A 25592-nucleotide genomic window follows, 5' to 3' on the forward strand; every position below is an offset into this window, starting at 1 on the left:
CTTGCCCTGTAAGTCCCACAGCCGCGCTGTCTTGTCATATGAGGCGGTGAGGATGCGCTGCCCATCCCGGCTAAAACTGGCACTTGTGATATAACCTTCATGCCCCTGTAACTTGGCAATTTCCTTGCCCTGTAAGTCCCACAGCCGCGCTGTCTTGTCATATGAGGCGGTGAGGATGCGCTGCCCATCCCGGCTAAAACTGGCACTTGTGATATAACTTTCATGCCCCTGTAACTTAGCAATTTCCTTGCCCTGTAAGTCCCACAGCCGCGCTATATTGTCCAAGGAGGTGGTGAGGATGCGTTGCCCATCCGGGCTAAAACTGGCACTTGTGATTCTATTTTCATGCCCCTGTAACTGAAACTTGGCAATTTCCTTGCCCTGAAACTTGGCAATTTCCTTGCCCTGTAAGTCCCACAGCCGCGCTGTCTTGTCATATGAGGCGGTGAGGATGCGCTGCCCATCCGGGCTAAAAATGGCACTTGTGACAATACTTTTATGCCCCTGAAACTTGGCAATTTCCTTGCCCTGTAAGTCCCACAGCCGCGCTGTCCAGTCAGCTGAGGTGGTGAGGATGCGCTGCCCATCCGGGCTAAAACTTGCACTTGTGACAAAACTTTCATGCCCGGCCATTACTGTAGATCCCTGCACTTTATCCAAAATTGTCTGTAAAGCTAAAACTGGACTAGCCGCAGGATAAGCTTCTGATTTTCCCTGACTATGCTTGTCTATTAAACCTTTTAACTCCTTGCCATCCCACATGGCTGCCAGCAAAGCTCCCAGTTGATTAAACTGAGAGCGGTTAATATTCGCTACTCCTGACCGTTCCAGTCGCGTAATGTCTAAGGCAACTTGACGGTCTGCCTCTGCCTCTTTCTTGGCAATCTGCGCTGTTTTCAAATCTCGTTTTGCTAGCTGTTGTTGTTGCTGTGCCTTTTTCCGGGCAATTTCTGTTACTTTCAGGTCACTTTGAGCTTTTCTTGCTTGTTGTTGTGCCTGTTGTTTTTCTATCGTTGCTTTCTTCGCATCTTCCTCAGCAGACTTCACCTTCTTTGTTGCAGCTTGAAACTGCTGATTAGCTTTTACCAAGTTAGCTTTTGCAGAATTTAAATTCTTATTTGCTTGTTTCTCTTCGGTTTCTGCTGCTTTCTGTCTGACTTCTGCATCGTGCGATATCTGCTCGTATTTTTGACGCTGGGCTTTGGTTTCTGTCTTAGCTATTTTTAAATCTGTTTTGGCATCATTAGCTTGCTGAATACTCTGTTGTGCAAATATTCCCGAAGCAATTGCCCCCACCAGAGCAAAACCCAGCACCACAGAACCATTGCGAATTCGTTGATTAGCTCTGCTGTTTGCTTTTGCTAAAACTTGCTTTGCCTGTTCCTCTGCCTCCAGCCTTTTCTGCACATCGCGCTTTTCCAACTCTTGGCTAGCAGCTAAAAACCGATAGTCCAAGTCACTCAAACTTTTACCTACTGCCCATTCTTGGGCATCTTGCAAAGTCTGTCCCCGCAACAAGCGCGACTCATCTTGACGTTCCGACTCAACCCAGGCATTAAATGTATCGGAGTAGGGGCGCAAGTTTGCTAAAATCTTGTCGCACCATTCCTGCTTAAACACCTCTGTGTAAATCCGGTTATAAATTCGCAGCTTCCCGTCTCGCTTCACCACCAAACCCGTCAACCGTAGTTCAGTTTGTTCAGGACTATCATCAGCTACTATCTCTCCCTGCTGCAAAATCTGCTGATACAACCCCAACAATCGCCCAGTCCGCTGTTCCCCACTCCGCAAGATTCTGTAACGAATCGTTTTCAAATGCTCCTGCTCATCTTGCGTCTCCCAATTCTCAATAATCCCCTCGCGTACCAACTCTTCCACCCAGTCCCCAGCCCCTAGTTCCCAGTTTTTAGTCTCCAGTGCCCCCTGCACCAGCAACTTACAAACTTTTTGCGTCAAAAACGGCTGTCCCCCCGTCCAGTCCAGCACCACCTGCATCAACTCTTGAGAATCACCCACTTGTGCCAATCCACGCGCCAATGGTTCCGCCTCCGTGAGTTGAAACCCAGTTAAATCAATTGCCTGCCCAATATTAAAAGGTGTCCGGCGTTTATCTTGAATCAAATCTGAAGGTGTAGATACGCCAATCAAAGCAAAGGTGAGGCGATTATATTCAGGATGGTCTGCTCGTCGGTTATAGCAATCACGGATAACTGCAAAAAAATCATCCAAGTTGAATGAAAGACTCAATATGCTGTCAATTTCATCAATAAAAATAACAATCTTTTGTGTAATTGTTTTAAGTAATATTGTTTCAATAAACTTGCTCAAGCGCTGTACTGGTGAAAGCAACCCGTTATCAGTCCACCAAGTATCTAAATCAAAACTTGGATAAATATTAAAACTTCCCACTAGAGTATCAATCACTCCGGCATACCACTGTTCTGGGGTAATATCTGCCGTCCCAATAGCTGTAAAATCAACAACAGCACAAGCAAATCCCTCAGTTTGTAACTGCTGCATTACCTGCACCCGCAAGCTAGATTTCCCCATCTGCCGGGAATTGAGTACATAACAAAAATCCCCAGCCTTCAAGCCTTCATAGAGGTCATGGTCAGCTTGCCGTCTAACATAAGTTGGTGCATTTTGAGGCAGACTACCACCGACTTGATATTGGTACTGGGTCACGTCGCTTCGCTCCGAATTCAAAATTCAAAATTATGAAATACAGCTAGTTTGGTAGAGTGCATTAGCACAGATAGTATTGAAATGGTAAGTTATGTTCTTGGCTAACATACCCTATAAGATTACGAATTACGAATTACGAATTACGAATTAAATCAGCTAGATGTTTTAACACTTTTACGACAGTATATAAGTCATCCCCACGATTAAGCGACAGTGTGTAAGATAAGGCATATTTCGGTGTATCCTGTTTCGTCAACTTAATAAATTGAAATTCACTACCATTGGTGACAAACCCAAAAACAGGTTTTGCCGAAGTTGCATCTGCCAACATATAAGCCAATGCTTGGGGAATTGCTGGCACTAACGAGTAATTTGCTCGTTTTGCCTCAATAACAAGAACCCAAAATGGAGGATGGAACACCAAGATGTCAATACGTCCTCTAACAATTGTGCCTTCATCTTCAGAAGAAATTCTTACCTCTTCTTCTGACGCAATGTAAAAAGGCGGTTGATAAAAACCTGCTAGACGCAATAGTGGAGATAGCACCACCATTTTGACTACAGGTTCCAAAATAGGATATTTCGATAGATGTAAATATTCTGCCTTGATTTCGTTGAGAGATTGCTTTTCTAAGTCACTCAACTCAGGTAAATCTTGCTGCCACTCTGAGAAAAACTCTTCATTGTCTGCACGTTGTAGTCCAAATTCATCAATAAGTTGGGCTAGGGTGATATCTTTTCCTTGAATAACCTGAACCATTGTTAATCCTTTTAGTTAAATGGTAATTGGAGATGAAAATCTTATTGCACTTCTAATGTACTTTTTTAATTTTTCTACCCCAAGCGATGCCCAAAATATTGACGGTACAATTCACACAGAGGCACTACTTCATTGCCTTGAAACTTAACTAACCCCATACTGCGGAGTTTAAACGCTTTAGTTGTGCCTACATCCACGGCGCGATTTGCCATCATCACTTGTTTAACCGCAGCTAGCAATTCTGCATCCTCTTGCAAATTCAGCCAATGGCGGCGCAGATGGTCGCTGTAAGGGCCTTCCTCGGTTGCAGCGATTTTTTGCAGATTTTCCAGGGTCATCCGACCACGAGCAATTTCATAAAGCGCTACCCGCACTAAATAAGGATGACCACCCACCAGTCTCATTAATTCTTCAATTTGTGAGTTAGACCAATTGAGGCTGTGAAGCTGTACCAAGTCTTGTACTTGTGTTTGATTCAAGTCTGGCAACTCAATCGGTAAACCGACATTAAAAGGCGACTGATTAATATTGAGTGGGATATAAACTTCCTTAGAATGCACAATCACCAACCGGAGATTTTTCCAAACTGTCTCATTCTTTGACCGCTCATGCCAAGCTCGTAGTAATCCAAAAAAATCAGCCGCAATTATGGGATGCTTAAAGACTTCATCGACTTCATCTAAACCCAAAGCTACAGGGCTATTAATGGCGGGTAATAAATACCGCTGAAAGTAATTTGTACATTTATTCTTGCTACCTAAAACACCTTTCCAATACTCGTCTAACTTATCGGGTAGATTCAACTCGTAAGTAATGCTGGCACAGAACCACTGCAAAAACTGATCTAAATTGCCGAGAAATTCTGCATCAGCTGACTGGAAATTTACAGGTGCAGTCTGATATCCATGTTGACTAGCATGATGAAGAACCCGCGACATCAACGAAGTTTTGCCCATCTGCCGGGGAGCTTTGATGCGAATTAAGGCCCCTGGTTGCAGAATCGCTTGATAACAGTCTACCTCAATAGGCGATCGCTCCACATAGAAAGCAGAGTTTAAAGATACCTGCCCTTCTGGATTTTCTAAGGAAACTGCTGGTTTTATCTCGGTATCTCGAATTGTTTCGTTAGCAGAAATAGCACCTTGGGGATTATTCCGACTTTTCAGCACTGGGGTGGAAGACTCTGGAATACTTTCTAAATCAATGGCGCTACAGCCAAACTCATAAGCATCCTCATACGATCTATCTGCACCTAGTGCATCATAAAAGCCTACCGCAAATTTAATTGCGGCGCGATCGCCAATTGCCCGATTCATCCCAACCACACAGTTAATGTGTTGGTAAATAGACTCAGCTTGCACCTTGCTATAGCAAGCATTTAATAATACACACTCAACTTTGTCTTTAAATAACTTAAATAACTTTGCCAGTGACTCTGTACTCACTAGCTGCATTTGCCCTGTATTATTTTCCAAGGCTAAACCTTGATTTCCTCCACCATGTCCAGAAAAATGGATGATATGAGGATTATGATCTAAAAGCGCCCGTCGCAAATCGTCAGGACGCACTGCCCATTTAGTAATAAGTTCAAATTTATCTCGGCTGCGAGAGCGTTCCAACCCTGACTGAATTTCTCTTACTTCCTCGTCCAAGCGGAGTTTATCTGTCGTTGTGGGATTAGCCGACACAATCAGGATTTTTTTCACAGCGCTATCAACTATTGAATGCAGGCTTCTGGCTTAGATGTAGTTTACTACAGCAGATAACTAGACAATTACTGATAGCGCATTACCATTAACAAGTCTTTAATACTCGTGAATGAGGCTTGGACACTCCATTAATGAGTATCAAAGACTCATTAATGAGGCTCGGAACTCCATTAATGAGTCTTTGATACTCATTAATGAGGCTTTGATACTCGTGGAGATTACACTAATTTTTATATGTGTGAAGTATAAATGATTGCAGGGGCACAATATATTGTGCCCCTACGCATTTGGTCTATTTCATTGAAAACTGCTGTAATCCCTAGCTAGATGCAACCTAACTAATCTTCATGTCCGGTTTTTTCTTGGCAACTTACGTTTAAGTTAAAGCTTTGACATTGCATAGCTTCCAGCAATTGCCTGACTGCACCATCAGGCTGAAAACTCATTAAAGCTGCCCTCATAGCAGCCAGTGTAACAACAGTGGCTAGTCCCAGCACAGTAGCTCGTTTTCTAGGTATTATTGTCCTGACTAAAGTTTCTATCCCAACGGCAGTACCAACAACTTGAATTGGCTTAAGTGCTTCCAAAGCAACAGCCGCATTAGCATAACGACGTTTTCGGTTACGTTCCACCATTTTCATCAACCACCACCGGAAACGCGGACTGATTTGAGGAACTAATTGCTGGAAATTAAAGCGATAGTTATCATCAATTAATTTGCCAATCTCAATAGAACGGGTATTAGTAAGTAAGCAAATTAGTGTTGCTCCTAAACTATATAAATCTGATGCTTCTGTCAGAGAATGACCAAACTGTTCTTCTGGTGGCATAAAACCTGGGGTTCCAGCTATAAAGCTGCTCAGAGCTACTTTTGCACCCTGTATTCTAGCCAACCCAAAATCAACCAGGTAAGCATTTAGTTCTTCATCAACCAAAATATTCTCTGGTTTAATATCCCGATGAATAATTGGGGAAACTTGCTTTTGCAGATCAACTAGAATTTCTAAGATTGAGAGAGCAATTTGCTTAATTTCTTCAGGATGAAAGCTGCGTTTTAATCCCAAGGATGGGGCATTTTTATATTCTTGTACCAGATAAAAAGCCTCTGGCATTTCAAAGGAATCTATATAGCGAGGAATGCGGTAATGATTGAGTTGTTGCAAGATTTCAATTTCGCGCTGATATGCTTTCACACCTGATAAATCAGCATCTGCACGAGCAAAACAAAACTCTTTAATTACCACCTGTTGATTAGAGTTGAGGATATTAGCTAGATAAGTAATCCGTCCCCCTTCTCGGTTGCGTCCTAGTTCGCTGATGACTTGATAGCCAAGTTCTGAAAAATCTGGATGATGATTTAAGGGAATTACCCTTTTATTTCCATTACGCGCATCAAGCTCCATTTTATATACCATACGAGTTTGATTCTGTCAAGGCGCAATTCAAAGATTAAGATCCACTCACCCAGATTGTTAGCCCCTTTTTTACCTTGCTTGGGCTAATATAGCAACGGACAGGGAGCTTAGGACAGCAATAAAATCACATAGTATCCTGTTGAAGGCGCGTTTCCCACGAACTGTCCTAACGGCTTTGGCGACTGCTATACATATCGGCAGAAAGGCGAAATTATTACCTTTGCGCTAGCCAATCAACAATCTGGGCATTAACAACATCTGGAACCTCATCGTGAGGACAATGACCGGCATTAGGAATGGGAACAATTTTGATATCTTTGCCATTCTCCCGCGCCTTTTCGTAAATCTTGGCCCCGGTAATTGGTGTCCAGGGATCGTCAGCACCCCAAATTACTAATAAAGGACATTCTACTTTCGGCAAAAGTTCCTCTGGACTGGGGCCAGGAGGGGCTGTGAGAATGGAGGCGAAGACTTGTTGCGATCCTGGGTCGCAAGAGGGAGTATAAAGTAAATCGACTAATTCATCAGTGACGGCTTCACGGTTTCGGTAAACTTGGTAAAGAGTCCGGCGAATTTGGGCTTTTTGGCGGATGCGGTTAAAGACCAATTTACCTGTAATTGGCGATCGCACAAACCGATTAAAAGCTGCCATCACAACACGTAGCGGTGGGTTCAATTCGTGAGGACGATGACTCAAACCACCAGCAGAGTTAATTAAAATACTACCAGCAGCAATTTCTGCATGTTCTACCAGTACAATCAAGCTCAGAAGTGCGCCAATGGAGTTGCCAATAAATATAGCAGGTTCGTGTATATGTGCTGTGCAAAAATCTTTCAGCAGTTCCACCCAAACTTCTACGCTGTAATCAATGAGCGCTTTATCGGAACCACCAAAACCTAAAAGGTCTATAGCAAATACCTGGTAGCCAGCATTAGCTAAGACTGGGATATTTTTGCGCCAGTGTCCAATGGAAGCACCAAAGCCGTGAACCAGTACCAAAGGGCGTCCTGTACCCATGACAGTGTACTGAATTTTGTAGCCCTGCCAAGTCCAAAAAAATTTTTCAAAAGCGTCTTGGGTTGTAAGCTGTTGTGTAGTTACAGTCATTATTAAGATTAATAAAGTCTTTCTTCAATATAGTAATATTCTCTGACAGCAAAGGGTCTGAATAAAATGCTATTTTTAAACCAGTCCCAATTGAGTTAAAGTCTTTACCCTCTAACCTATTTTAAATTGAAGCGTAAAGCCTTCTCTACGAGAAGCTATGCCACGAAGGCGTTGCTTCACTTCCTGCGTAGCGTCTCTTAGAGAAGCGACCATGATCGACAAAGACTCATGATATAGAGCAACTAAATTTATTTAGAGGAATTATTAATTTTGAATTTTGAATTTTGAATTTTGAATTTGGAGCGAAGCGACGTGACCCTTTCTGCTAACCAGCTCAAGACCGAAATTATCTACCCCAGCTCTGATGGTAAACCAATAGCAGAGAGTGATCCAGCACGGAATTATCTAATTTATGCTGTAGAAGCCTTAGACATTTATTTCCAAAACCGAAATTATGTTTACGTATCAGGGAATCTATTTGTTTACTACAAAAAGGGCATTCCTAGCGCTGTAATTGCTCCTGATGTCTTTGTGGTATTTGAGGTAGACAAGAAAAAGCGCGTCAGCTACAAGGTTTGGGAAGAAGGGGGTAAAGTCCCTAATTTTATTTTGGAAATCACTTCTGCAAGCACCCAAGAAAACGATGAAGAGGATAAACCCAAGAAATATTCACTTTTAGGTGTGCAAGAGTATTTTCAGTATGACCCAACCGGAGATTACCTCAACCCACGATTAAAGGGTTCCTATTTATATGAGGGCAAATATCAACCGATTACATCCAACTTTTTACCCGATGGTGTCTCGTCTTTTCACAGTGAAGTATTGGGTTTAGACCTCAGATTGATTGACGGAGAACTGCGGTTTTTTAACCCCCAAACTGGGAGAAAACTGTTAAGTCATAAAGAAGCAGAACAACCGCGACAACAAGCAGAACAAGCGCAACAGGATGCAATACCTAGATTATTGGAGTTAGGCTTGAGTGTGGAACAGGTTGCAAGCGCTCTTAGTTTACCTGTGGATAAAGTAAGACGCTTTGTTCAAAAGTCTTAGCTAAGGGTTATAATACGATTTAATTAAGTTGTAGAGACACGATTAGTTGCGTCTCTAGCTTGCTTAACTGTAAAATTAATTTCCTGACCATAGGAAATTTCCAGGGTATGACCATCTGGGTCTTGAAGATAAGCCCAGTAACCAACCGGAGGGCCCCAGTCATTTGGCCCAGCCAGCAGCAGTCCTTCTGTGCGTGCTTCATTGCACAAGCGAGTAACTTCCTCACGATTCTGATAAGCTACCCCAAGATGGGATTGTGGTAACAGTGCGCCTTCTACTTTAACTACTTTAATCAAAACAATCACAAAAGGTCTGGTTAGGTCACTAATCCAAGCAACATCTACTTGAGTCGTTTGATCAGTGCGACGATGCACGACTGTCATCTGGGCATACTTTGCATAAAATGAAATACTTGCCTCAACATCAGTGACTGCAAGTGCTATGTGGGTAAAACCAAGATCAGACATCAAGAAAACTCCGTGTGTAGACTTAACCGGACGAATTGTAGGTATTGGTCTGAGGACTTACTAAGAAAGCTGACACCATTAGATAATGAAGGTAGGCGTTATCTTCATAAAATTTTATGTTCTTAACTTGGTTAGACAGCAACTCTTGGCTACTGGAAATTGGTAATAAAAGAATACTAATTGACCCTTGGCTGGTTGGTTCGTTAATTTTCAGCAATTTGGATTGGTTGTTTAAAGGTTCGCGATCGCAAAATCGCCCAATCCCAGATAATATTGATTTGATCCTGCTGTCTCAAGGTTTAGAAGACCACGCTCACCCACCAACGCTCAAGCTGTTAGATCGCAGTATCAAGGTTGTAGCTTCTCCCAATGCAGCTAAGGTAGTGCAACAGTTAGGCTACACCCAAGTAACAGTATTGGCTCATGGTGAAACTTTCACTTTAAATAATCAAATTGAAATCAAGGCTTTTCCCGGCTCTCCAATTGGCCCGACTCTGGTAGAAAATAGTTATCTCCTCAAAGAATTGGAGAGTGGTTTAACTGTATACTACGAGCCTCACGGGTATCATTGCCCAGAACTTCAGCAAGCTACACCTATCGATGTAGTAATTACACCGTTTATTGATATGACGCTACCTTTGCTTGGGTCGATTATTAAAGGACAAAATAGTGCTTTAGAAGTCGTAAAATCATTACAGCCTCAAGTAATAATACCAACAGCGGCTGGTGGGGATGTGGCGTTTGAGGGATTGCTGATGAAATTGATTCAGACTAAAGGAACTGCTGAGGAATTTCGTTCGTTATTAGAAAAAAACAATCTTTCGACAAGGGTATTTGAGCCGAAACCAGGCGATCGCTTTGAACTACCATTACAAAAACGAGCATTAGCAATCTAATGAGAGTAGATGCTGGATGCCGACATTCGACCAATGTTTAAGCTTTATATTCTGTCATTGCGTAGTTTACCGCCGTAGGCATCGCTCGTCCGAAACATCCACGTCCCAAATCCTCTACCCCAGGAAAGAGAAATAGCAACTAAAGCTGAGGTGAGACGCTTCCCCTTTTTTTCAAGCGAGGAAATTTCAGGCTGTAACTAGGCTTGGGTCAAGAGAGGGCAGCGCTGGGGGAGGAATTTTAGGCCGGGGTGCGGGCGATCGCTTATTTCCTTGGTATTCATTAGCCCCAAAATTACTTATCATAAAACTCAACTGGTTGTTTTTTATTTTTCCTTTGATAGCGATACCACCACATCACAAAACCTGTAATCAGCAAAATGGTAGGAGTTATACCAACCACACCGTAAATAATTTCTGTTGTGCGTCCGCCATAGTGACCAAAGTGCAGGTTTCCAATCCAATCAATCACTTTATCACCTCTAGATATTTGACGGTTGCTCCTGACCCATAGAACTTTTCCACTGTATTGGTCTACATAAACTTCACTCGAACCTGATGAATTTAAATCTTCAGGGAAATGCTTGCGAAAAGAATAGAAGGCTTCAGGTGTAGTGGGAGGCCAAATAATTGGAGTTGTAGCACCGGGAAGTGCTGTATTTGATATTTGAATTGCTTGTTGAAGTGAAATTGGTTTTTTACCAGGAATCGGCACAGAAACCAGGGTTGGTTCTGGTGAAGAAGGAGAAAAAGTTATAGCATGGACGACTGGATTAACCATGCTTCCCCAATTCATACAGAAGCCTGTAAAGCCTAGAATTGCTAGAAATACAGCTGCGAAGATACCTACTAGTTTATGAATATCAAAGTTTGCTCGCTTGGGATGGGCGTTGAGCTTGATTTTGAAGCCAGTTACTAACTTGCGCCAACCAGGCCAGAGAAAGATTCCTGTGATGCACAGAATAAACATCAGCAAACCAATAATGCCATAAACTATTTCACCTGTATGGCCCGCGACTGAGCCAATATGTAATTTACCAGCAATATCGAGCCAGTCACCTGTTGTTTGATGAGTGCCAAGAATTTCACCTGTATAAGGATTGAGAAGTACATCTAAGGATATGCCGTTTTTGTCAATTATGCCTACGGATGCAGGTGAAGTGCCTGTTTGAAAGTAATCAGGGCTAATCGTGCTAACTTTCAAGTCTGGCTGACTACTATATGCAGCTTGGACTTTTTCTACTAGCACATTTAATGGTAGCGGTTGACCCTGTGGTGTTACCTGCGTCAATCTTTTACCGAGGATAAGACGATAAACTTCTGCATCAAACATCCACAATGTGCCAGTCACACCAATTACCACGATAATTAGTCCCAAAACTAGACCGAGATAACGGTGCAGATAAAATACAAAGTTACGGAGCCTTTTAGGGGTGATAGTGTTGTTTTGGGAAAGTTTGGTAGATGTCATAACGGATTACTTAAGGACTTCAATTTGACTGTCAAAATATACTTATTAACTCAAGTGAGTCACAGTTAAAAACATTGATAAACAGCAAGCAATAGCCTCTTGCCTAGTTAAAACCGCACCGAAATCGAACCCAGCACAGTCAATGGTTCACCAGGTTGGATAAAACCATCTGTCTCGTAATACCGCTTGTTAAATAGGTTCTTAAAGTTCAGCCCAAGCTGCCAGTTATCTTGTTTGTAGAAAATTGCCGCATCAGCACGAACGTAAGATGGAACTGTGAATGTGTTAGGTAAAGTAACTTCTCTATCTCCCACATAAAACACTCCTGCACCAAAGCCTAATCCTTTGAAATCTCCCTTGGGGATTTCGTAACTCATCCATAAACTCGCCCCTTGACTAGGCGAATTTATGAGTTTGTCACCTACTGGTAAGTCATTATCTTCGCTGACAAATGAATTGTTAAAAAACAAAGAAGCAATAATATTTAAGTTTGGTAGCGGTTCTCCTGCTAAACTGAATTCAACTCCTCGACTCTTGACTTCACCTATACCGATCACAAAGTCAGGATCTTGTGGATCTGTTGTCAGAATGTTTGTCTTTGTAATTTCATAGGCAGCTAAAGTAGCTGATAATTTGTTGTCCAAAAGTTCGGTTTTGATACCAGCTTCATATTGAGTGCCACGAGTGGGTTCAATAATTTCTCCAGTTCTGGTACGAGCGTCATTAGGAACAAAAGATCTGCTATAACTGGCGTAGAGTGATACAGGCTCAATAGGTTGGTAGAGAATGCCAACGCGAGGTGAGAAAGCGTTACTATCACTTTTATTTGTGTTATTGTCAACACTTGGTTCATCAGGATTGATATTATTAAACTCAAGCAAGATATCAGTTTCTTTATTGAAATCATATCGACCCCCAACTAACAACTTTAAATTCGGGAGTAACGTGACTTGATCTTGAAGATAAAGAGCAATGGTATTACGTTCCTTCTTTTGTGATGATAAATAGTTCAAATCTCTAGGGATAGTTGCGCCATAAACTGGCTCAAAGATGTCAATTGAATAATCAGCATAGTTATCATCATAATTATAATTACCACTAGATTTAGTCCATTCAAGTCCAAACAGTAGTTGATGCTTCACAGTGCCTGTATGAAACTTCCAGATCAACTCATTTTGCAGGGAGTATAGTTGATTGTTGTCTGTGCCTGTTTCGTAGAATCTTGGTGCTAACGAACCATCCAAATCTCCAAAATCTAGCCGAAATGACGAGCCTTTGGAGTTGGTAAATTGAGTAAAAAAGCTACTACGAATTTCTAAATTATTATTAAACTGATGAGAAATTTCAAAATTAATATTATGAGTGTCACTCTGCTGGCGATCGCCTGGTTCTCCTAAAAAACGGTTGCGTGGTAATTGAAAAACCAGCGGATCTGCTGGAAAACCATTATAAGGCGTTCCATCCTGTCTGATGTACTCATAGCCAAAATTCAATGTGGTAAAGTCCCCAATCTTGTAGCTGAGGGTTGGTGCGATTGAAAAGATTTCCTGATTGACAAAATCAACAAAGCTACCAGAATTTTCATAGCCAATATTCAGGCGATACAACAGGTGTTTATCTGTTGTCAGCGGCCCAGAAAAATCGAGTGTGGGGTTGTAGAAGCTGTTGCTACCAACAATAAATTCGCCCGCGTAGTAAGGTGTTTCTAGCGGTTGTTTTGTTACATAGTTCACCACTCCTCCCGGTTCCAGGTTGCCATACAGCACTGAAGCAGGGCCTTTCAAGACCTCAACTCGTTCTACATTATTGGATACTGCTGATCCGTTCGCTGGAACTGTAGATGAGCCAGGAAAAGTAAACCCATTTCTTAGGGTGTTTTGTGTAGTAAATCCTCGAATGACGTAATCAGGTTGTAAACTCCGACGATTACCGCTAGTCACTACGCCTGGTACGTTGCGGAGAGCATCAGAAAGGCGAGTGATTTTTTGATCCTCAATCACTCGGCGAGGAATCACTTGGATAGATTGGGGAATGTCGCGTAATGGGGTATCAGTTTTAGTTGCTGTTGATGCATCCGGTACGCTATATCCTGTGTCTCGCTCACCTGTTACCACTAGTTCAATTGGTTCATCACCCTCAGCCGATGGTTCCTGTGGCGCGGTGGTTGGTGGCTTTGGTCGCGTTTGGGGTTGCTGTTGCGGCTGTGTTGAGGATGCAGCACTAGCAACGCGAAAAATAATACCCTCGTCTAAACTGTCAAACAACTCGACAATTGGTACACCCACCTCACCTGTCACCGTCACCCGGATGGTATTAGCATTAAAGTTAGTAACTGTAATCTCAGTAATTCCCGCAAGCGGTTTTTCCGAGCGGAATGTAAAGGCATTTCCTTTGGTTAATCGCAATTGGGCATTGGGAATATCAACGATAAAGCTGTTGTCAACACTGTGGTTTACTATTTGTAACTGTTGACCTTTCGAGGTTTGTAAAATCACCTCTACACCTTTATCAGTGGGATTTGTCTTGACTCCCGTAACTTGTACAACTTCTGTTAAAGGCGCTATTTCTGATGCTGGCAACTGCACTAGCATAATTGCGCGATCGCTTCTTTGCAGTCGTTTTACTGGTTGGGGTAATTCTTTCCCATGTGCTGGAATTGCCAATCCAATCCATCCTGCTATTGCGATCGCTAGCAGTTGCCATAGTTGCTTCGTATTCATGCTTTCACCTCACACGCGGTTGCATAATTCCCACAAAAAATTATCACTAACAATTCTCATTACCTGAGAATAGAGGATTTGACAAATTGAAGTGGCTCTTAGCGGAACCGCCATGACTCGAAGCGGAACAATTCAAATCTCCCGTTTTTGTGTTTCCTTGAAAAACTCACTCGGATTTATGCCAAACCGTTTGCGAAATGCTGCTGCAAAATGGCTGCGATTTGCATAGCCCACCGCGTAGGCAACTTCTGCTACAGTCATTTGCCCTTCTTCGATAAATTTCCTGGCTTGTTCCATCCGATGACTATGCAAATAGCCGAACACCGTTGTATCAAACTCTCGTCGAAAGCCCTCTTTGAGTTTGCGAGTATTGAGTCCCACTTGTTGAGAAAGTTCCAACAGAGATGGCGGATGTTCTAAATTGTGGATGAGGATTTCTTTAGCGTAGTGCAGGCGATCGCGCTCTTGTGATTTTGATGATGATTTTTGCCTTGGCTGTGGTTCGTTCTGGATGTACTGATCCAAACGTAGCGCCATCACCTCCAGCACCTTACCTTCTAGATACAACTGCCGTGTTAGCCCTTCATAGGGACAATTCAGGATTTGGTAAATGATTGTACACATTGCAGGTGTGTTAACACCCATTTGGAAACAATCTATATGATCTGAATGTTCAAGAAACTGCCTCAGCTTCGGATCGACCAGATCTAAACAATGGGCGATCGCATTTACAAATGTCTCAACTGTAATATGAATATCGAATTTCAGAATTCGTTGTCCTGCTTGCCAGTCAACTAACCCACTGATTCCGGGTTCAAATCCAAGACACAGAAAATTTTGTCCTGCAAGTGTCTGCTCAGTGTGATTATCACCCAAAATCATAAAACTGAACTCCAAATCAAATCCAGGTTTTCCAGGAGCAGTTTCTACAACTAAGTTTTCTTGCAGGGTGTATTGATCAATCACGAGATAAATTCCAGAGCAAAGCAAGATTATCTGTCGCTTTCCCTGGCTATGTTTATGCGGATCATGAAGAGGGCTATCTAATTTCCCAAAATTAGGTAAGCTGTTCAAGTACAAATGATTGGGAGAGGATTGTACCAAAGATTCTGGCTCGCAAAGGAACAGTGTCATTATTGATATGGCCAAAGCAAAAACAATTCTTGTTAAGAAATTTTCGCAGAATTTGGTTGAGGATTAATAATTCTTGTTAGCATTACACAGCAGGCTTGACTGAGGAATGTTGAGCCTCAATTACGCAAATACTTTACAGCACTGGCGGCTGAAAGTATTGATACTTGATTGTTGTAGCAAAGTTAAGAAATTAAGACAAGACGTTTCTTGCTTTGGGCTTTCTTCAAATATTTTTATCATCAGCAATAAAATGCGATGTCTAAGAACAAGCTACTGCTTCGTCTACGCACCCCATAATACGATTATCATTTTTATGCAGATATACTTAAAGACGTATTGACAAAGTTCACTCTATTTTAAATTGTTCCTAACGAAACCAGCCTAATTGATATTAATCGCTCTTTGCTCTGGAAGAGTACAGGTAAAAAAATCTAAAAATCAACCGAAAATACCCTGAGGGGGCATTGCATCTTGATATCAGGAAAAGGTCTAATTAAACGTTGACCCTTTAATTTAGAAGGCTTGAGTGTAATGAAGACCCTTCCCGGATTGCTATTTGTACTTAGCTTCATAGTAGTAGCTTGCAGTCCGTCTCCAGATAAAACGGTGTCTTCCAATCCTGAAGTAACAACCACTCCAGTTCAAGTAGGAGAGCAAAAGACACAAAATAAGCCTTTAGTTGTAACGACAGTTGCTCCTTTAACTAATATTGTGAGTAACATTGCCGGCGATCGCTTAGAAGTTAAGGGTATTATTCCAGAAGGAACCGACTCTCATACCTTTGAACCTCGTCCCAGCGATGCTGATTTGCTATCCAAGGCTAATCTGATTATCGCCAATGGGTTACATTTAGAATCCCCGACAGAAAAACTAGCTAAAGCCTCAAAGCCCAAAGAAACTAAAATCTATGAACTAGGTAGTAATACCATTACCAAAGACCAATGGCTTTTTGACTTCAGCTTTCCTAAAGAAAAGGGCGATCCCAATCCTCATCTGTGGGTAAACCCCAAGTATGCTGAGAATTACGCCAAACTAGCCGCCCAACAGTTAACCACTTTAGATCCTGCTGGCAAAGACTACTACGCGACTAATCTCAAAAATTATTTACAACGTCTGGATGCCTTAGACAAGGCAACACGGGAAATCGTCGCCAGTATTCCCGCCAAAAACCGTAAACTATTGACCTACCATGATTCTTGGGCGTATTGGGCTAGAGAGTATGGTTTTCAAGTAATTGGTGCGATTCAACCTTCAGATTTTAAGGAACCATCCGCTCAAGATGTCGCCAAGCTAATTGACCAAATTCGGAAAACAGGCGTACCAGCCATTTTTGGTTCTGAGGTCTACCCCAGCAAGGTAGAAGAACAAATTGCCCGCGAAGCGAAGATAAAAACAGCCAACACTGCCGATGATGAGTTACCAGGCAAAGGTTCAGCCAATGCAATTGAAAACACTAATCCTGAGCATACTTATATTGGCATGATGGCTAACAATATGCGGATTATCGCCTCTAATTTGGGAGGAAATCCTGATTTAGTGAAGAACTTGAACACTGGGAATGTTGTTGGGCCAACAGCAACCAAGTAGGATCAAGAAAATAAGTACAGCAGAATTCAGAAGTCAGAATTCAGAAGTAAAACACGCTTTATACCTGGCTTTAAGACGAATCGTTATGTACTTCACCAACTTGAAATCTGCTGTATATGCAACCAATACTTGAAGTTAGAAGTTTAACCTGTGGTTATCAAACCCAGCCAGTATTTAGGGATGTGAATTTGACGCTTTACCCTGGTCAACTCACTGGCTTGGTAGGGCCTTCCGGTAGTGGTAAAAGCACTTTAATCAGAGCGATTTTAGGGCTAGTTCATCCTTGGGCTGGAGAGATTTGGTTTCGAGGAAAGCGCTTAAAGCCAGGAGTACCACCAAAGGCGGTGGGCTATGTGCCGCAGGTGGAAACGGTAGATTGGACTTTTCCAGTTACGGCTCTGGAAGTAGTGATGATGGGACGTTACCAAAAGCAGAAGGTGTTGCCTTGGTCTTCACGTCGCGATCGCCAAGTTGCCAGCGAACTCTTAGAGCGCGTTGGGGTTGCTCATGTTGCCCATCAACCTATCGGTAATCTATCTGGTGGACAACAGCAAAGGGTTTTCATTGCCCGTGCTTTAGTTGGAGAACCAGAAATAGTTCTTCTAGATGAACCCACTAGCAGTTCCGACTTGCACGTTCAACACGAACTATTGCACCTATTGGCTGATTTGAATCAGCAAGGTTTGACAATTATCATCTCCACCCATGACCTCAACTCGGTAGCGACTCATTTACCTTGGGTATTGTGTTTCAACCACGGTTTAATTTGCCAAGGTCAACCTATTGATATCTTCACTCCCACAAATCTTCAACAGACTTTTGGTGGAGAAATGGTAGTTTTCCACCAACAAGACCGAATCTTAATCGCTAGCGGTGGTACTTCCCTACGTCATCAAATGCAACACAACTTACCGGAAGTATTGCGCTGCTCCAACTCGTCGAAATCTGCTTAATAAAATACTGTATATGGATTTTTTACTAGCACCCTTTCGCTACGAATTTTTTAGCCGTGCCATTTTAGTAGGCATGATGGCGGGGCTATTATGCGGCATTATGGGAGTTTATATTACAACTCGGAGAATGAGTTACATTGCCCACGGTTTATCTCATGCGATTTTGGGAGGAGCCGTGCTGAGTTATGTACTGGGCTTGAATTTCTATATTGGCTCTGGGATTTGGGGTTTTGCAGCTGCCTTGCTGATTCAATATTTGACCGGACGCAAAGTCTACTCGGATGCAGCTATTGGAATTGTGACAACTGCTAGCTTTGCTTTAGGAGTAGCTGTGATCAGTAGCTATCGCAAATTTAGCCAAAACTTTGAAGCCGCTTTGTTTGGCAATGTGTTAGGCGTTTCCCCTAGTGATTTGTGGGTGGTGACGGGTGTGACGATTGTCTTACTCAGCCTCGTTTTCTTTTTTTATCGCCCGTTGCTATTTTGGTGTTTTGACCGGGAAGTTGCTCAGGTTCATGGCGTACCCGTTTTTGCAATGGATACTTTATTTGCTTTGATGTTAGCGACTTTACTGGTGGCGACACTGAACGTTTTGGGGGTAACTCTGATTATTTCAGCGGTGGTGATTCCAGCATCAATTGCCCGATTAATGAGCGATCGCTTTGGTTATGTAATGATTCTTTCTGGGATTTTAGGAGTTGCGATTTCGTTTATAGGTATCTACCTCAGCTACTACCTCGACATTGCTTCTGGAGCAAGTGTAGTGCTACTTTCAACTGCCATATTTGCCTGTGTATTGCTCACCAGGAACCTGCAAGGACGATATAAACGCCGTCTGCCTCCCCTCCCCATAAAACACCTGCCTTAGTAAGAGTTAGTCTGAATTTAATGCCGAATTTTTATTTATATTATTTGGCACATAAACCTCTCTGATGGGAAAAGGAATTTGAATTCCTGTTTGCTGATAGCGTTTGTGTAATTTCTTAACAAAAAGATGTTTACCCATACGCTGATCGAAGTATTCATTTACCCGCATATAAAGCGTAAAATCTACACTAAAATCATTAAAAGTATGAAATCTGATATATGGTTGATTTTCTTTTAATTCCGGTGCAATTTCTTCCATGACTTCTTTAGCAACTTCTACAGTCACTTTTTCAACTTGTTCCAAATCGCTATTATAACTAACACCCACATCCATTGTTAAAGTAATTTCCTTTGCTGGTAAATGATAGTTTGTGAAAATTGCAGAAGACAACTTAGAGTTGGGAACAATTACTACGTTATTTGAAATTTCTTTAATTGTTGTATTCCGCCAAGAAATATCTGTGACATATCCTTCATGTCCAGCATCTAATTTCACATAGTCTCCGGTTCTAACTTGCTTAGAAATAATTAAGTAAAAACCAGAAAATAAATTGGCTAGTGTGTCTTGAAGTGCTAAACCAACTGCTAAACCACCAATACCTAGAGTCGTGACTATCGGTGTAATTTCAACTCCTACTGTTTGCAAGATAATTAATGTTCCCAAAATTAAAACAGAAGCTTTAGCAAGGTTAGAAATTAGTGATGTAGGAACCCCTTCTGCTTTGCGAATATATAAATTAAGAAAACTGGCAGTCAATTTGGCCAGGACTAAAGTTATTGAATACAGAAATGCCATCGTCAGAATTTTTTGCAGTACGATGGCAACATTTGGCTTGAGGGGAGCGCTCAGAACTGCCCAAAAAAAACCGGCGAGCACAAACCAAAGAAAAGTCATCCGGTGCAGAGAGCGAAATATAATTTTACTCCCAGCAATTCGTTTGTTAGTAACGAAGGTTTCCAGTTTTTTGAAGATAACTTTTTCACCAATTATTCCAGCCAGTAAGCCAGCTAGAATAAATACTATCGGCGTAATCCATTCCATCATATCAATTTTAAATTTGGAGTTTTAGATTTAGGATAATAGCACTGTTGCTGCAATTATGGCTAAATTTTATCTTGTTAGTTGCCAGATTACCTGCTTGAGATTTTCTGGATTATGGACTTGCCAATTATTTACCACCCAGATTACATTGCTCCCCTACCTGAAGGACATCGCTTCCCGATGTCTAAGTTCCGACAACTCTACGAATTGCTGTTAGCTGATGGTGTAGCGAATCAAGAACAATTTCACACCCCCAAACGCCCGCTGCAAGAATTGATAGAGTTAGTCCACACTCCAAACTACGTTCAAGCTTACTGTGAAGGAACCTTAGATGCCAAAGCACAGCGACGTATTGGTTTGCCTTGGAGTCCGGCATTAGCAAATCGTACCTGTGTGGCAGTAGGTGGTACAATACTCACTGCAAAATTAGCACTAAGTCAGGGTTTAGCTTGTAATACGGCCGGTGGAACTCATCATGCCTTTCCTAGTTATGGATCTGGTTTTTGTATTTTCAACGATATAGCGATCGCCTGTCGCGTTTTACAAAAATTCGGACTCGTTCAAAAAATCCTGATTGTCGATTTGGATGTCCATCAAGGAGACGGCACCGCTTTTATCTTCCAAGATGACGACAGTGTTTTTACTTTCTCCATGCACTGCGAAGTCAATTTTCCCGGTACTAAACAAAACAGCGATTTGGATGTTCCTTTGCCTGTGGGAATGGAAGATGACGCTTATTTGCAAACCTTGGCGAATTACTTATCAGATTTATTGTCTAAAGTCAAGCCAGACTTAGTATTTTATGATGCTGGTGTTGACCCTCATATAGGCGATCGCTTAGGCAAATTAGCCCTTACAGATGCTGGCATTTTCCGCCGGGAAATGCAGGTTTTGAGTACCTGTATGAGTAGCGGTTATCCCGTCGCCTGCGTCATTGGCGGCGGTTATGCTGATGATATGAAATCTCTCGTTTGGCGACACTCCCTGCTACATCGCGCTGCCAGTGAAGTTTATCATCAGTACAAACTATAGTAATTTAGTGGGCAATACTATCCAAAATCGTAGAGTTTTAAACACTATTTTGTCGGCAAAGGCAGTACTGGATGAACAACAGCAAACTCAGAATTTACGAACTAGCAAAAGAATTGAATTTGGATAGCAAGAAGCTATTAGCAATTTGTGAAAAACTCAAAATTGCAGTCAAAAGCCATACTAGTGCAATCTCAGAATCCGATGCAGAACGCATTCGTGTAGCAGTAAATAAATTAACAGCAAAATCCTCAAAAACTAAAATACACTCTGAAGATTGGGGCTATATGTTTATAGCTTCAGCAGTTGATAGCTTTATCCGCCATCTTGAAGGTGAAAGCGTCCTGAAATTATATCCCGAATTTAGAGAGCGACGCGATCGCGCCAATAAGTTGATGCTGGAATGTGTCGGTCAAAAGCCTTCTCTATTTTATGTGCGTCGCAAAGGTGCAGGGAAAGAAGCAAAAGAAGAAATTTGGGATTTGACAATAGCAACAGATAGCAATGATTTTCAATTACCTACAAGACTTGAGAAGCTCAGAAAAACATTAGGATTTAGAGCAGCTGTACCAAAAGATGGACGCGGCGGTTTAAAAATACTGTCGGCTCAGTTATTACAACCCTCACTGGGACATGCCGATAGCTATGCTATACCTTGCCGTTTACGTTTGCTGCCTAATCATCAGCATCATCTCGACATTGAGTCCGCAACATTGAAACGCATCGCCACCGCGCCAGTTTGTGGCGACCATGTACCTACAAAAGATCAACTGAAAGCTTGGAAAGCATTTTTACAAATTGAAGAAAAAATTGCTAAAGCTCGTCAATTTTGTGTGCGTTACGTAGGTTATAACTATAACTTCAAAAGGCGGATTAGTTTTGAAATTGATATAGCCTCAGCTACCCTTGACGGCTTTTATCAAAATTCCCTCGATGTCGAAAATTTCTGGGAACGAGCAATACGTACAAAAAACGAAGATTTAAAGCTTTTTGAAACTGCTCCTGTCGGCAAAAATTGGATTAGCGGTCGTCAATTAGGGACTGTTGAAGAAGTTGACCCCAACCGTTGTATTATCAGCCTTAGATTAGAACGCGACTTAGCTGAATTCATGGCAGCAGAGCGTTATAAGTTGCCAAATACAGGATTTTTGTGTTTTGAGGCAGTTGGTGATATTCAGCAGATTCAGCGTAAGAAAAAAGCTTTAGATGATTTGAATAATGGTTACACTCAAAATCCCTATTTGGGTAACTTTTTATTCGATGCTTCTCAGGCTAGACAAATCAAAACAACTGTTGAACTTCAACCACAAGATTTATTATTATCTTCTGCTAATCCTGGTCAGAAAGCAGCAGTAGAAAAGGTACTTAGCGCTAGGGATCTTGTTCTCATCCAAGGGCCACCAGGTACTGGTAAAACTACCGTAATTGCCGAGATTTGCTATCAAATTGCGCTTCGCGGTGGACGCACTTTAATCGCATCTCAAGCTAATTTAGCAGTAGATAACGCCCTGAGTCGATTAGTTCACAACCCAGTGATTCGCGCTGTACGCAAGGGGAAAGCCGAAAAAGTTGGAGAAGAAGGACAGCCATTTTTAGAAGACCAAGTGATTGGCAGATGGCTAGAAAATACTGCAACTGACTGCGAAAATAATCTGACTCAACGGCTAGAAAATATTAAAATTTTCACTCAATTACTGGCATCATCACAAAGATTTACAGCTTACTTGCAAGCAGAGGAAGAATTTAATCAGCAACAAACTAAATTTAATAAAAATAAGTTAAAAGTAGAGGAAGACTTTCAAAATCAAGAAAAATATTACACTGCAACTGTAGAAAAATATAACGAGGTTGAATCACTAATTGCAAAATTAGAAACTGTATTAAAAACTGCACCAAATATCAACTGGGAAGCTTCAGAAGTTACAGATTTTTTGCCACTTCTTAAACCCTACACAGAAGGTAACAGTATAGTAGAAGAATTTTTAGCAAACGTTCGTCAAACCATCAAATATACTGATGAACTTGGCTTTGTGCGTCCGGCGCTTGGTGCTTTTGGTTTAGCAGCTTGGTTGCGTGAAACTGTAGCATTAGAAATTTCTAGATTTAAAACTGCTTTGGCTTATGCTCAAGAGGCAAGTAAAGCCATCTTGGAAGTTGCAGCATCAGTGGAGGTTGTCAAGCAAAATTTCGCCTTGTTAAATCAGTTACAACCAGATTATCAGCAATATCTTATTAAACTGCAAAATATACAGCAAACAATTCAGATATGGCAAAACCGCAAACGGGAAATAGATTACATTATCTCAGCAGTTAAGGAATGGAAATCTAGAGCACCTTCTCATCTCTATCAAACTTTAAAAGAATGTTATCAATCAGGTTTACCACTGACAGAAAATTTAGTTGACTTGCCGCTAGGTTTATTGATGTTTGCTAATACATTAAAATTACCAATAGTACCAAATATTTATAAAATTAACCTACCTGAATGGGAAGTATTAGCAAAGGCGATCGCTTATGAAATAGACGGAGGTTTTACCGATAGACGAGGTAAACAGCATAATTTTAGCTATTTTTTACAACAAAATTTTAGTCAGATTCCAATAGTGCTATCAAAGAGCGATCGTACTCAATGGCAAGAAACTTATCAACAGTTCAATAATTATCAGTTACTCAACCCCAAACAGCGAAAATTACTAGTTGAAAATACTCAGATTTTTTTAATTAGAATGCAACGGACTTATGCTACATCATGGGAATGGAATCACATTGACTCTACTCTCACCTGCATTACACAAGAATTGCTAGATACTATCCTTGCAAATGCGCGTCAATGTGTTTTAAAAGTCAAAACAGAAACAGATCGACAACTTCAGTCACTGCAACGACAACTAAATGAACTTCATAAAAACGAAGTTAGCCAACAGCAAATATCTATTACTCAAGCTGAGGTAGAAAAAGCACAGCAGGATGTTAACTTCCAACTTGGACAGGTGATTAATATCTTGCAAGAACTTAATCAACAAACAAATATACCTGCTCAATTACGTATTCTAGTTGAAAAATATCTAACAACACAATCAAATATTTGGGAGCAACCCCAAGAATTCTCAAATCAAGTAAATTACTGGAAAACTTGTATCACTCAGCTTGAAACCTTAATTTCATTATTAGAACCTTTTGCTGCGCTAGATACAATTAAACATTCTCTGAGTGAGCATTTATTAAAGCTACAAAAAGAAACTGAAACTTCTTTAAAGCAAGTTCAACAACTACAAATAAATCTACGCAAACTAGAACAAAAATTACAACCACAGCTATCAAAACACTTAATAGAAGAACGAAATTGGTGGTTGAGAGAATGGCAAACTATACCTGATAAATTTAAACCAGAAAATTCTCAAGCCGACTTATTTAGTATAGAATTTTTATGCAAAATAAATACTCAGTTTGAATCTTGGCAGCAACAACTTCAAAAAGACGAAAGTTATCTGAATAAATATCAGAACTTTGTACAAGATTGGATAGGTAAATTAAGAGAGCCAACGGAAGGCGACCGCGACGATTTAAGGCGCATTTATTTAGATAATGCTAATGTCATTGGTATTACCTGTGTTCAGGCTGCAAATAGAGGTTTTTCTGAAGAATTCAAATCTTTTGATGTCGTCATTATTGATGAAGTTAGCAAGTGTACTCCACCAGAGTTACTAATCCCCGCCTTGAAAGGCAAAAAGTTAGTCATGGTAGGCGATCATCGGCAATTACCACCCATGCTTGATACTAGCACTTTAGAAGAAGTTGCTCAAACAATAGGCAACACAAGAGACGAACTACAATACTTAGAAGAATCACTATTTAAAAGTCAGTTTGAATCTGCTGATGAAAGCATCAAACAAATGCTAACTACACAGTATCGAATGCACCCATTTATTATGGGAGCAATCAATCAATTTTATGATGGTAAACTAGAATCTGGTATTTTAGAGCCAGACAAAAAACGTTCACATCATTTAGCAGACGAAATTATCCAAGAATCTCAGCATCTTATCTGGGTAAAAACGCCTATAGAAAATCAGTTTTTAGAGCAACGAAACGGAACTTCTTACTTTAATATTCCAGAAATTGATGCGATTGAACGTTTGTGTCATCAGTTTGAGAATACTTGGGCTTCTAAAGTTGCTAATGGGGAGCCAAAAAAAGAAATTGCCGTAATTACATTTTATGGCGCTCAATTAAGAAAAATCGATGAACGTCTGCAATTTAAACTTTTTCCTTCGTTAGAAATTCGTACTGGTACAGTAGACAGATTTCAAGGTATGGAAAGACCTGTTGTGATTGTCAGTATGGTTCGCAACAATAGCAAAGGAGATGTCGGATTTGCTAAAAAGCCAGAACGGGTAAATGTTGCTTTTTCCCGCGCTCAAGAACTACTAATAATTGTGGGTTGTCATAATTTATTTACCCACCAATCAGGTAAAGTCGGAAGTATGTATTCGGAAGTTTCAAATATTGTAAGTCTTCATGAAGGTTTCGTTGATATTTCTCACCTCTTGAGCTAAACCTATTGATGACAATCTCAAGAATTTAGTAGATAAAGTTGATGCGATCGCACTTGAGTAAGGATGTCTCCTGGCGTTTATCATCTCCGATCTCGATCCAGCAGGTTTACCCCCTGATTGGCAGGCTGCGGTTGAGTCATTAGCGG

17 protein-coding genes are annotated in these 25592 nt (G+C 41.2%); 7 read left to right on the forward strand and 10 right to left on the reverse strand.

Features of this window, described 5'->3' with window-relative positions; genetic code table 11:
• The 5 genes from V7K56_RS20995 to V7K56_RS21015 all read right to left on the reverse strand — a co-directional run.
• A partial coding sequence (locus V7K56_RS20995) for an AAA-like domain-containing protein (protein ID WP_334913204.1) occupies positions 1-2685 on the reverse strand: 2685 nt, incomplete at its 3' end.
• A 133-nt stretch (positions 2686-2818) separates the two neighbouring features.
• Positions 2819-3445 (reverse strand): type I restriction enzyme HsdR N-terminal domain-containing protein, encoded by a 627-nt coding sequence (locus V7K56_RS21000; protein ID WP_334913206.1) that lies wholly within the window; start codon positions 3443-3445, stop codon positions 2819-2821.
• Between the two features lie 74 nt (positions 3446-3519).
• Positions 3520-5151, reverse strand: coding sequence for an AAA-like domain-containing protein (locus V7K56_RS21005; RefSeq protein ID WP_334913208.1), 1632 nt, complete (start codon positions 5149-5151; stop codon positions 3520-3522).
• 341 nt (positions 5152-5492) lie between these two features.
• Positions 5493-6557 carry a serine/threonine protein kinase gene (locus V7K56_RS21010; RefSeq protein ID WP_334913210.1) on the reverse strand — a complete coding sequence of 355 codons (1065 nt, stop codon included), beginning with the start codon at positions 6555-6557 and terminating at the stop codon, positions 5493-5495.
• A gap of 226 nt (positions 6558-6783) precedes the next feature.
• The gene (locus V7K56_RS21015) at positions 6784-7677 is read right to left on the reverse strand and encodes an alpha/beta fold hydrolase (protein ID WP_334913212.1); all 894 of its coding nucleotides are present in this window, start codon (positions 7675-7677) and stop codon (positions 6784-6786) included.
• 312 nt (positions 7678-7989) lie between these two features.
• Here V7K56_RS21015 and V7K56_RS21020 point away from each other — a divergent pair, with 312 nt between their 5' ends.
• Positions 7990-8727, forward strand: coding sequence for a Uma2 family endonuclease (locus V7K56_RS21020; protein WP_334913214.1), 738 nt, complete (start codon positions 7990-7992; stop codon positions 8725-8727).
• Between the two features lie 23 nt (positions 8728-8750).
• Here the strand turns inward: V7K56_RS21020 and V7K56_RS21025 are convergent, their stop codons facing one another.
• Positions 8751-9194 (reverse strand): VOC family protein, encoded by a 444-nt coding sequence (locus V7K56_RS21025; RefSeq protein WP_334913216.1) that lies wholly within the window; start codon positions 9192-9194, stop codon positions 8751-8753.
• Between the two features lie 116 nt (positions 9195-9310).
• On the opposite strand from V7K56_RS21025, the gene V7K56_RS21030 reads away from it, so the two are divergent.
• Positions 9311-10090 carry an MBL fold metallo-hydrolase gene (locus V7K56_RS21030; protein WP_334913218.1) on the forward strand — a complete coding sequence of 260 codons (780 nt, stop codon included), beginning with the start codon at positions 9311-9313 and terminating at the stop codon, positions 10088-10090.
• Positions 10091-10382: 292 nt separating this feature from the next.
• On the opposite strand, the gene V7K56_RS21035 is transcribed toward V7K56_RS21030, so the two are convergent.
• The 3 genes from V7K56_RS21035 to V7K56_RS21045 form a co-directional block, all read right to left on the reverse strand.
• Entirely contained in the window at positions 10383-11558 is a 1176-nt protein-coding gene (locus tag V7K56_RS21035; RefSeq protein WP_334913220.1) for a PepSY-associated TM helix domain-containing protein, read from the reverse strand.
• Positions 11559-11665: 107 nt separating this feature from the next.
• Positions 11666-14278 carry a TonB-dependent siderophore receptor gene (locus V7K56_RS21040; RefSeq protein ID WP_334913222.1) on the reverse strand — a complete coding sequence of 871 codons (2613 nt, stop codon included), beginning with the start codon at positions 14276-14278 and terminating at the stop codon, positions 11666-11668.
• 132 nt (positions 14279-14410) lie between these two features.
• Positions 14411-15244, reverse strand: coding sequence for a helix-turn-helix transcriptional regulator (locus V7K56_RS21045; protein ID WP_334913224.1), 834 nt, complete (start codon positions 15242-15244; stop codon positions 14411-14413).
• 699 nt (positions 15245-15943) lie between these two features.
• Between V7K56_RS21045 and V7K56_RS21050 the strand changes: the two genes are divergently transcribed.
• From V7K56_RS21050 to V7K56_RS21060, 3 genes are all read left to right on the forward strand, one after another.
• Entirely contained in the window at positions 15944-16999 is a 1056-nt protein-coding gene (locus tag V7K56_RS21050; protein WP_334913226.1) for a metal ABC transporter substrate-binding protein, read from the forward strand.
• 116 nt (positions 17000-17115) lie between these two features.
• Entirely contained in the window at positions 17116-17952 is an 837-nt protein-coding gene (locus V7K56_RS21055) for a metal ABC transporter ATP-binding protein (protein ID WP_334913228.1), read from the forward strand.
• Between the two features lie 13 nt (positions 17953-17965).
• Positions 17966-18820: a metal ABC transporter permease gene (locus tag V7K56_RS21060; protein ID WP_334913230.1), complete on the forward strand. Its 855-nt coding sequence runs from the start codon at positions 17966-17968 to the stop codon at positions 18818-18820.
• Between the two features lie 6 nt (positions 18821-18826).
• Here the strand turns inward: V7K56_RS21060 and V7K56_RS21065 are convergent, their stop codons facing one another.
• Complete coding sequence (locus tag V7K56_RS21065) at positions 18827-19864, reverse strand: mechanosensitive ion channel family protein (RefSeq protein ID WP_334913232.1); 1038 nt, start codon at positions 19862-19864, stop codon at positions 18827-18829.
• 111 nt (positions 19865-19975) lie between these two features.
• Here V7K56_RS21065 and V7K56_RS21070 point away from each other — a divergent pair, with 111 nt between their 5' ends.
• Positions 19976-20893: a histone deacetylase family protein gene (locus tag V7K56_RS21070; protein ID WP_334913234.1), complete on the forward strand. Its 918-nt coding sequence runs from the start codon at positions 19976-19978 to the stop codon at positions 20891-20893.
• 71 nt (positions 20894-20964) lie between these two features.
• Complete coding sequence (locus V7K56_RS21075) at positions 20965-25446, forward strand: translation initiation factor IF-2 N-terminal domain-containing protein (RefSeq protein WP_334913236.1); 4482 nt, start codon at positions 20965-20967, stop codon at positions 25444-25446.
• The last annotated feature ends 146 nt before the right edge of the window (positions 25447-25592 follow it).

Origin of the sequence: Nostoc sp. (assembly GCF_036917535.1) — a bacterium.
Classification (GTDB): Bacteria; Cyanobacteriota; Cyanobacteriia; order Cyanobacteriales; family Nostocaceae; genus Nostoc.

Bases quoted from the DNA above. Each gene is read 5' to 3' on its own strand.
- V7K56_RS21040 (WP_334913222.1), bottom strand. From the start codon at position 14,278: ATGAATACGAAGCAACTATGGCAACTGCTAGCGATCGCAATAGCAGGA.
- V7K56_RS21025 (WP_334913216.1), bottom strand. From the start codon at position 9,194: ATGTCTGATCTTGGTTTTACCCACATAGCACTTGCAGTCACTGATGTT.
- V7K56_RS21035 (WP_334913220.1), bottom strand. From the start codon at position 11,558: ATGACATCTACCAAACTTTCCCAAAACAACACTATCACCCCTAAAAGG.
- V7K56_RS21060 (WP_334913230.1), top strand. From the start codon at position 17,966: ATGGATTTTTTACTAGCACCCTTTCGCTACGAATTTTTTAGCCGTGCC.
- V7K56_RS21065 (WP_334913232.1), bottom strand. From the start codon at position 19,864: ATGATGGAATGGATTACGCCGATAGTATTTATTCTAGCTGGCTTACTG.
- V7K56_RS21015 (WP_334913212.1), bottom strand. From the start codon at position 7,677: ATGACTGTAACTACACAACAGCTTACAACCCAAGACGCTTTTGAAAAA.
- V7K56_RS21000 (WP_334913206.1), bottom strand. From the start codon at position 3,445: ATGGTTCAGGTTATTCAAGGAAAAGATATCACCCTAGCCCAACTTATT.
- V7K56_RS21010 (WP_334913210.1), bottom strand. From the start codon at position 6,557: ATGGAGCTTGATGCGCGTAATGGAAATAAAAGGGTAATTCCCTTAAAT.
- V7K56_RS21070 (WP_334913234.1), top strand. From the start codon at position 19,976: ATGGACTTGCCAATTATTTACCACCCAGATTACATTGCTCCCCTACCT.
- V7K56_RS21055 (WP_334913228.1), top strand. From the start codon at position 17,116: ATGCAACCAATACTTGAAGTTAGAAGTTTAACCTGTGGTTATCAAACC.
- V7K56_RS21050 (WP_334913226.1), top strand. From the start codon at position 15,944: ATGAAGACCCTTCCCGGATTGCTATTTGTACTTAGCTTCATAGTAGTA.
- V7K56_RS21030 (WP_334913218.1), top strand. From the start codon at position 9,311: ATGTTCTTAACTTGGTTAGACAGCAACTCTTGGCTACTGGAAATTGGT.
- V7K56_RS21075 (WP_334913236.1), top strand. From the start codon at position 20,965: ATGAACAACAGCAAACTCAGAATTTACGAACTAGCAAAAGAATTGAAT.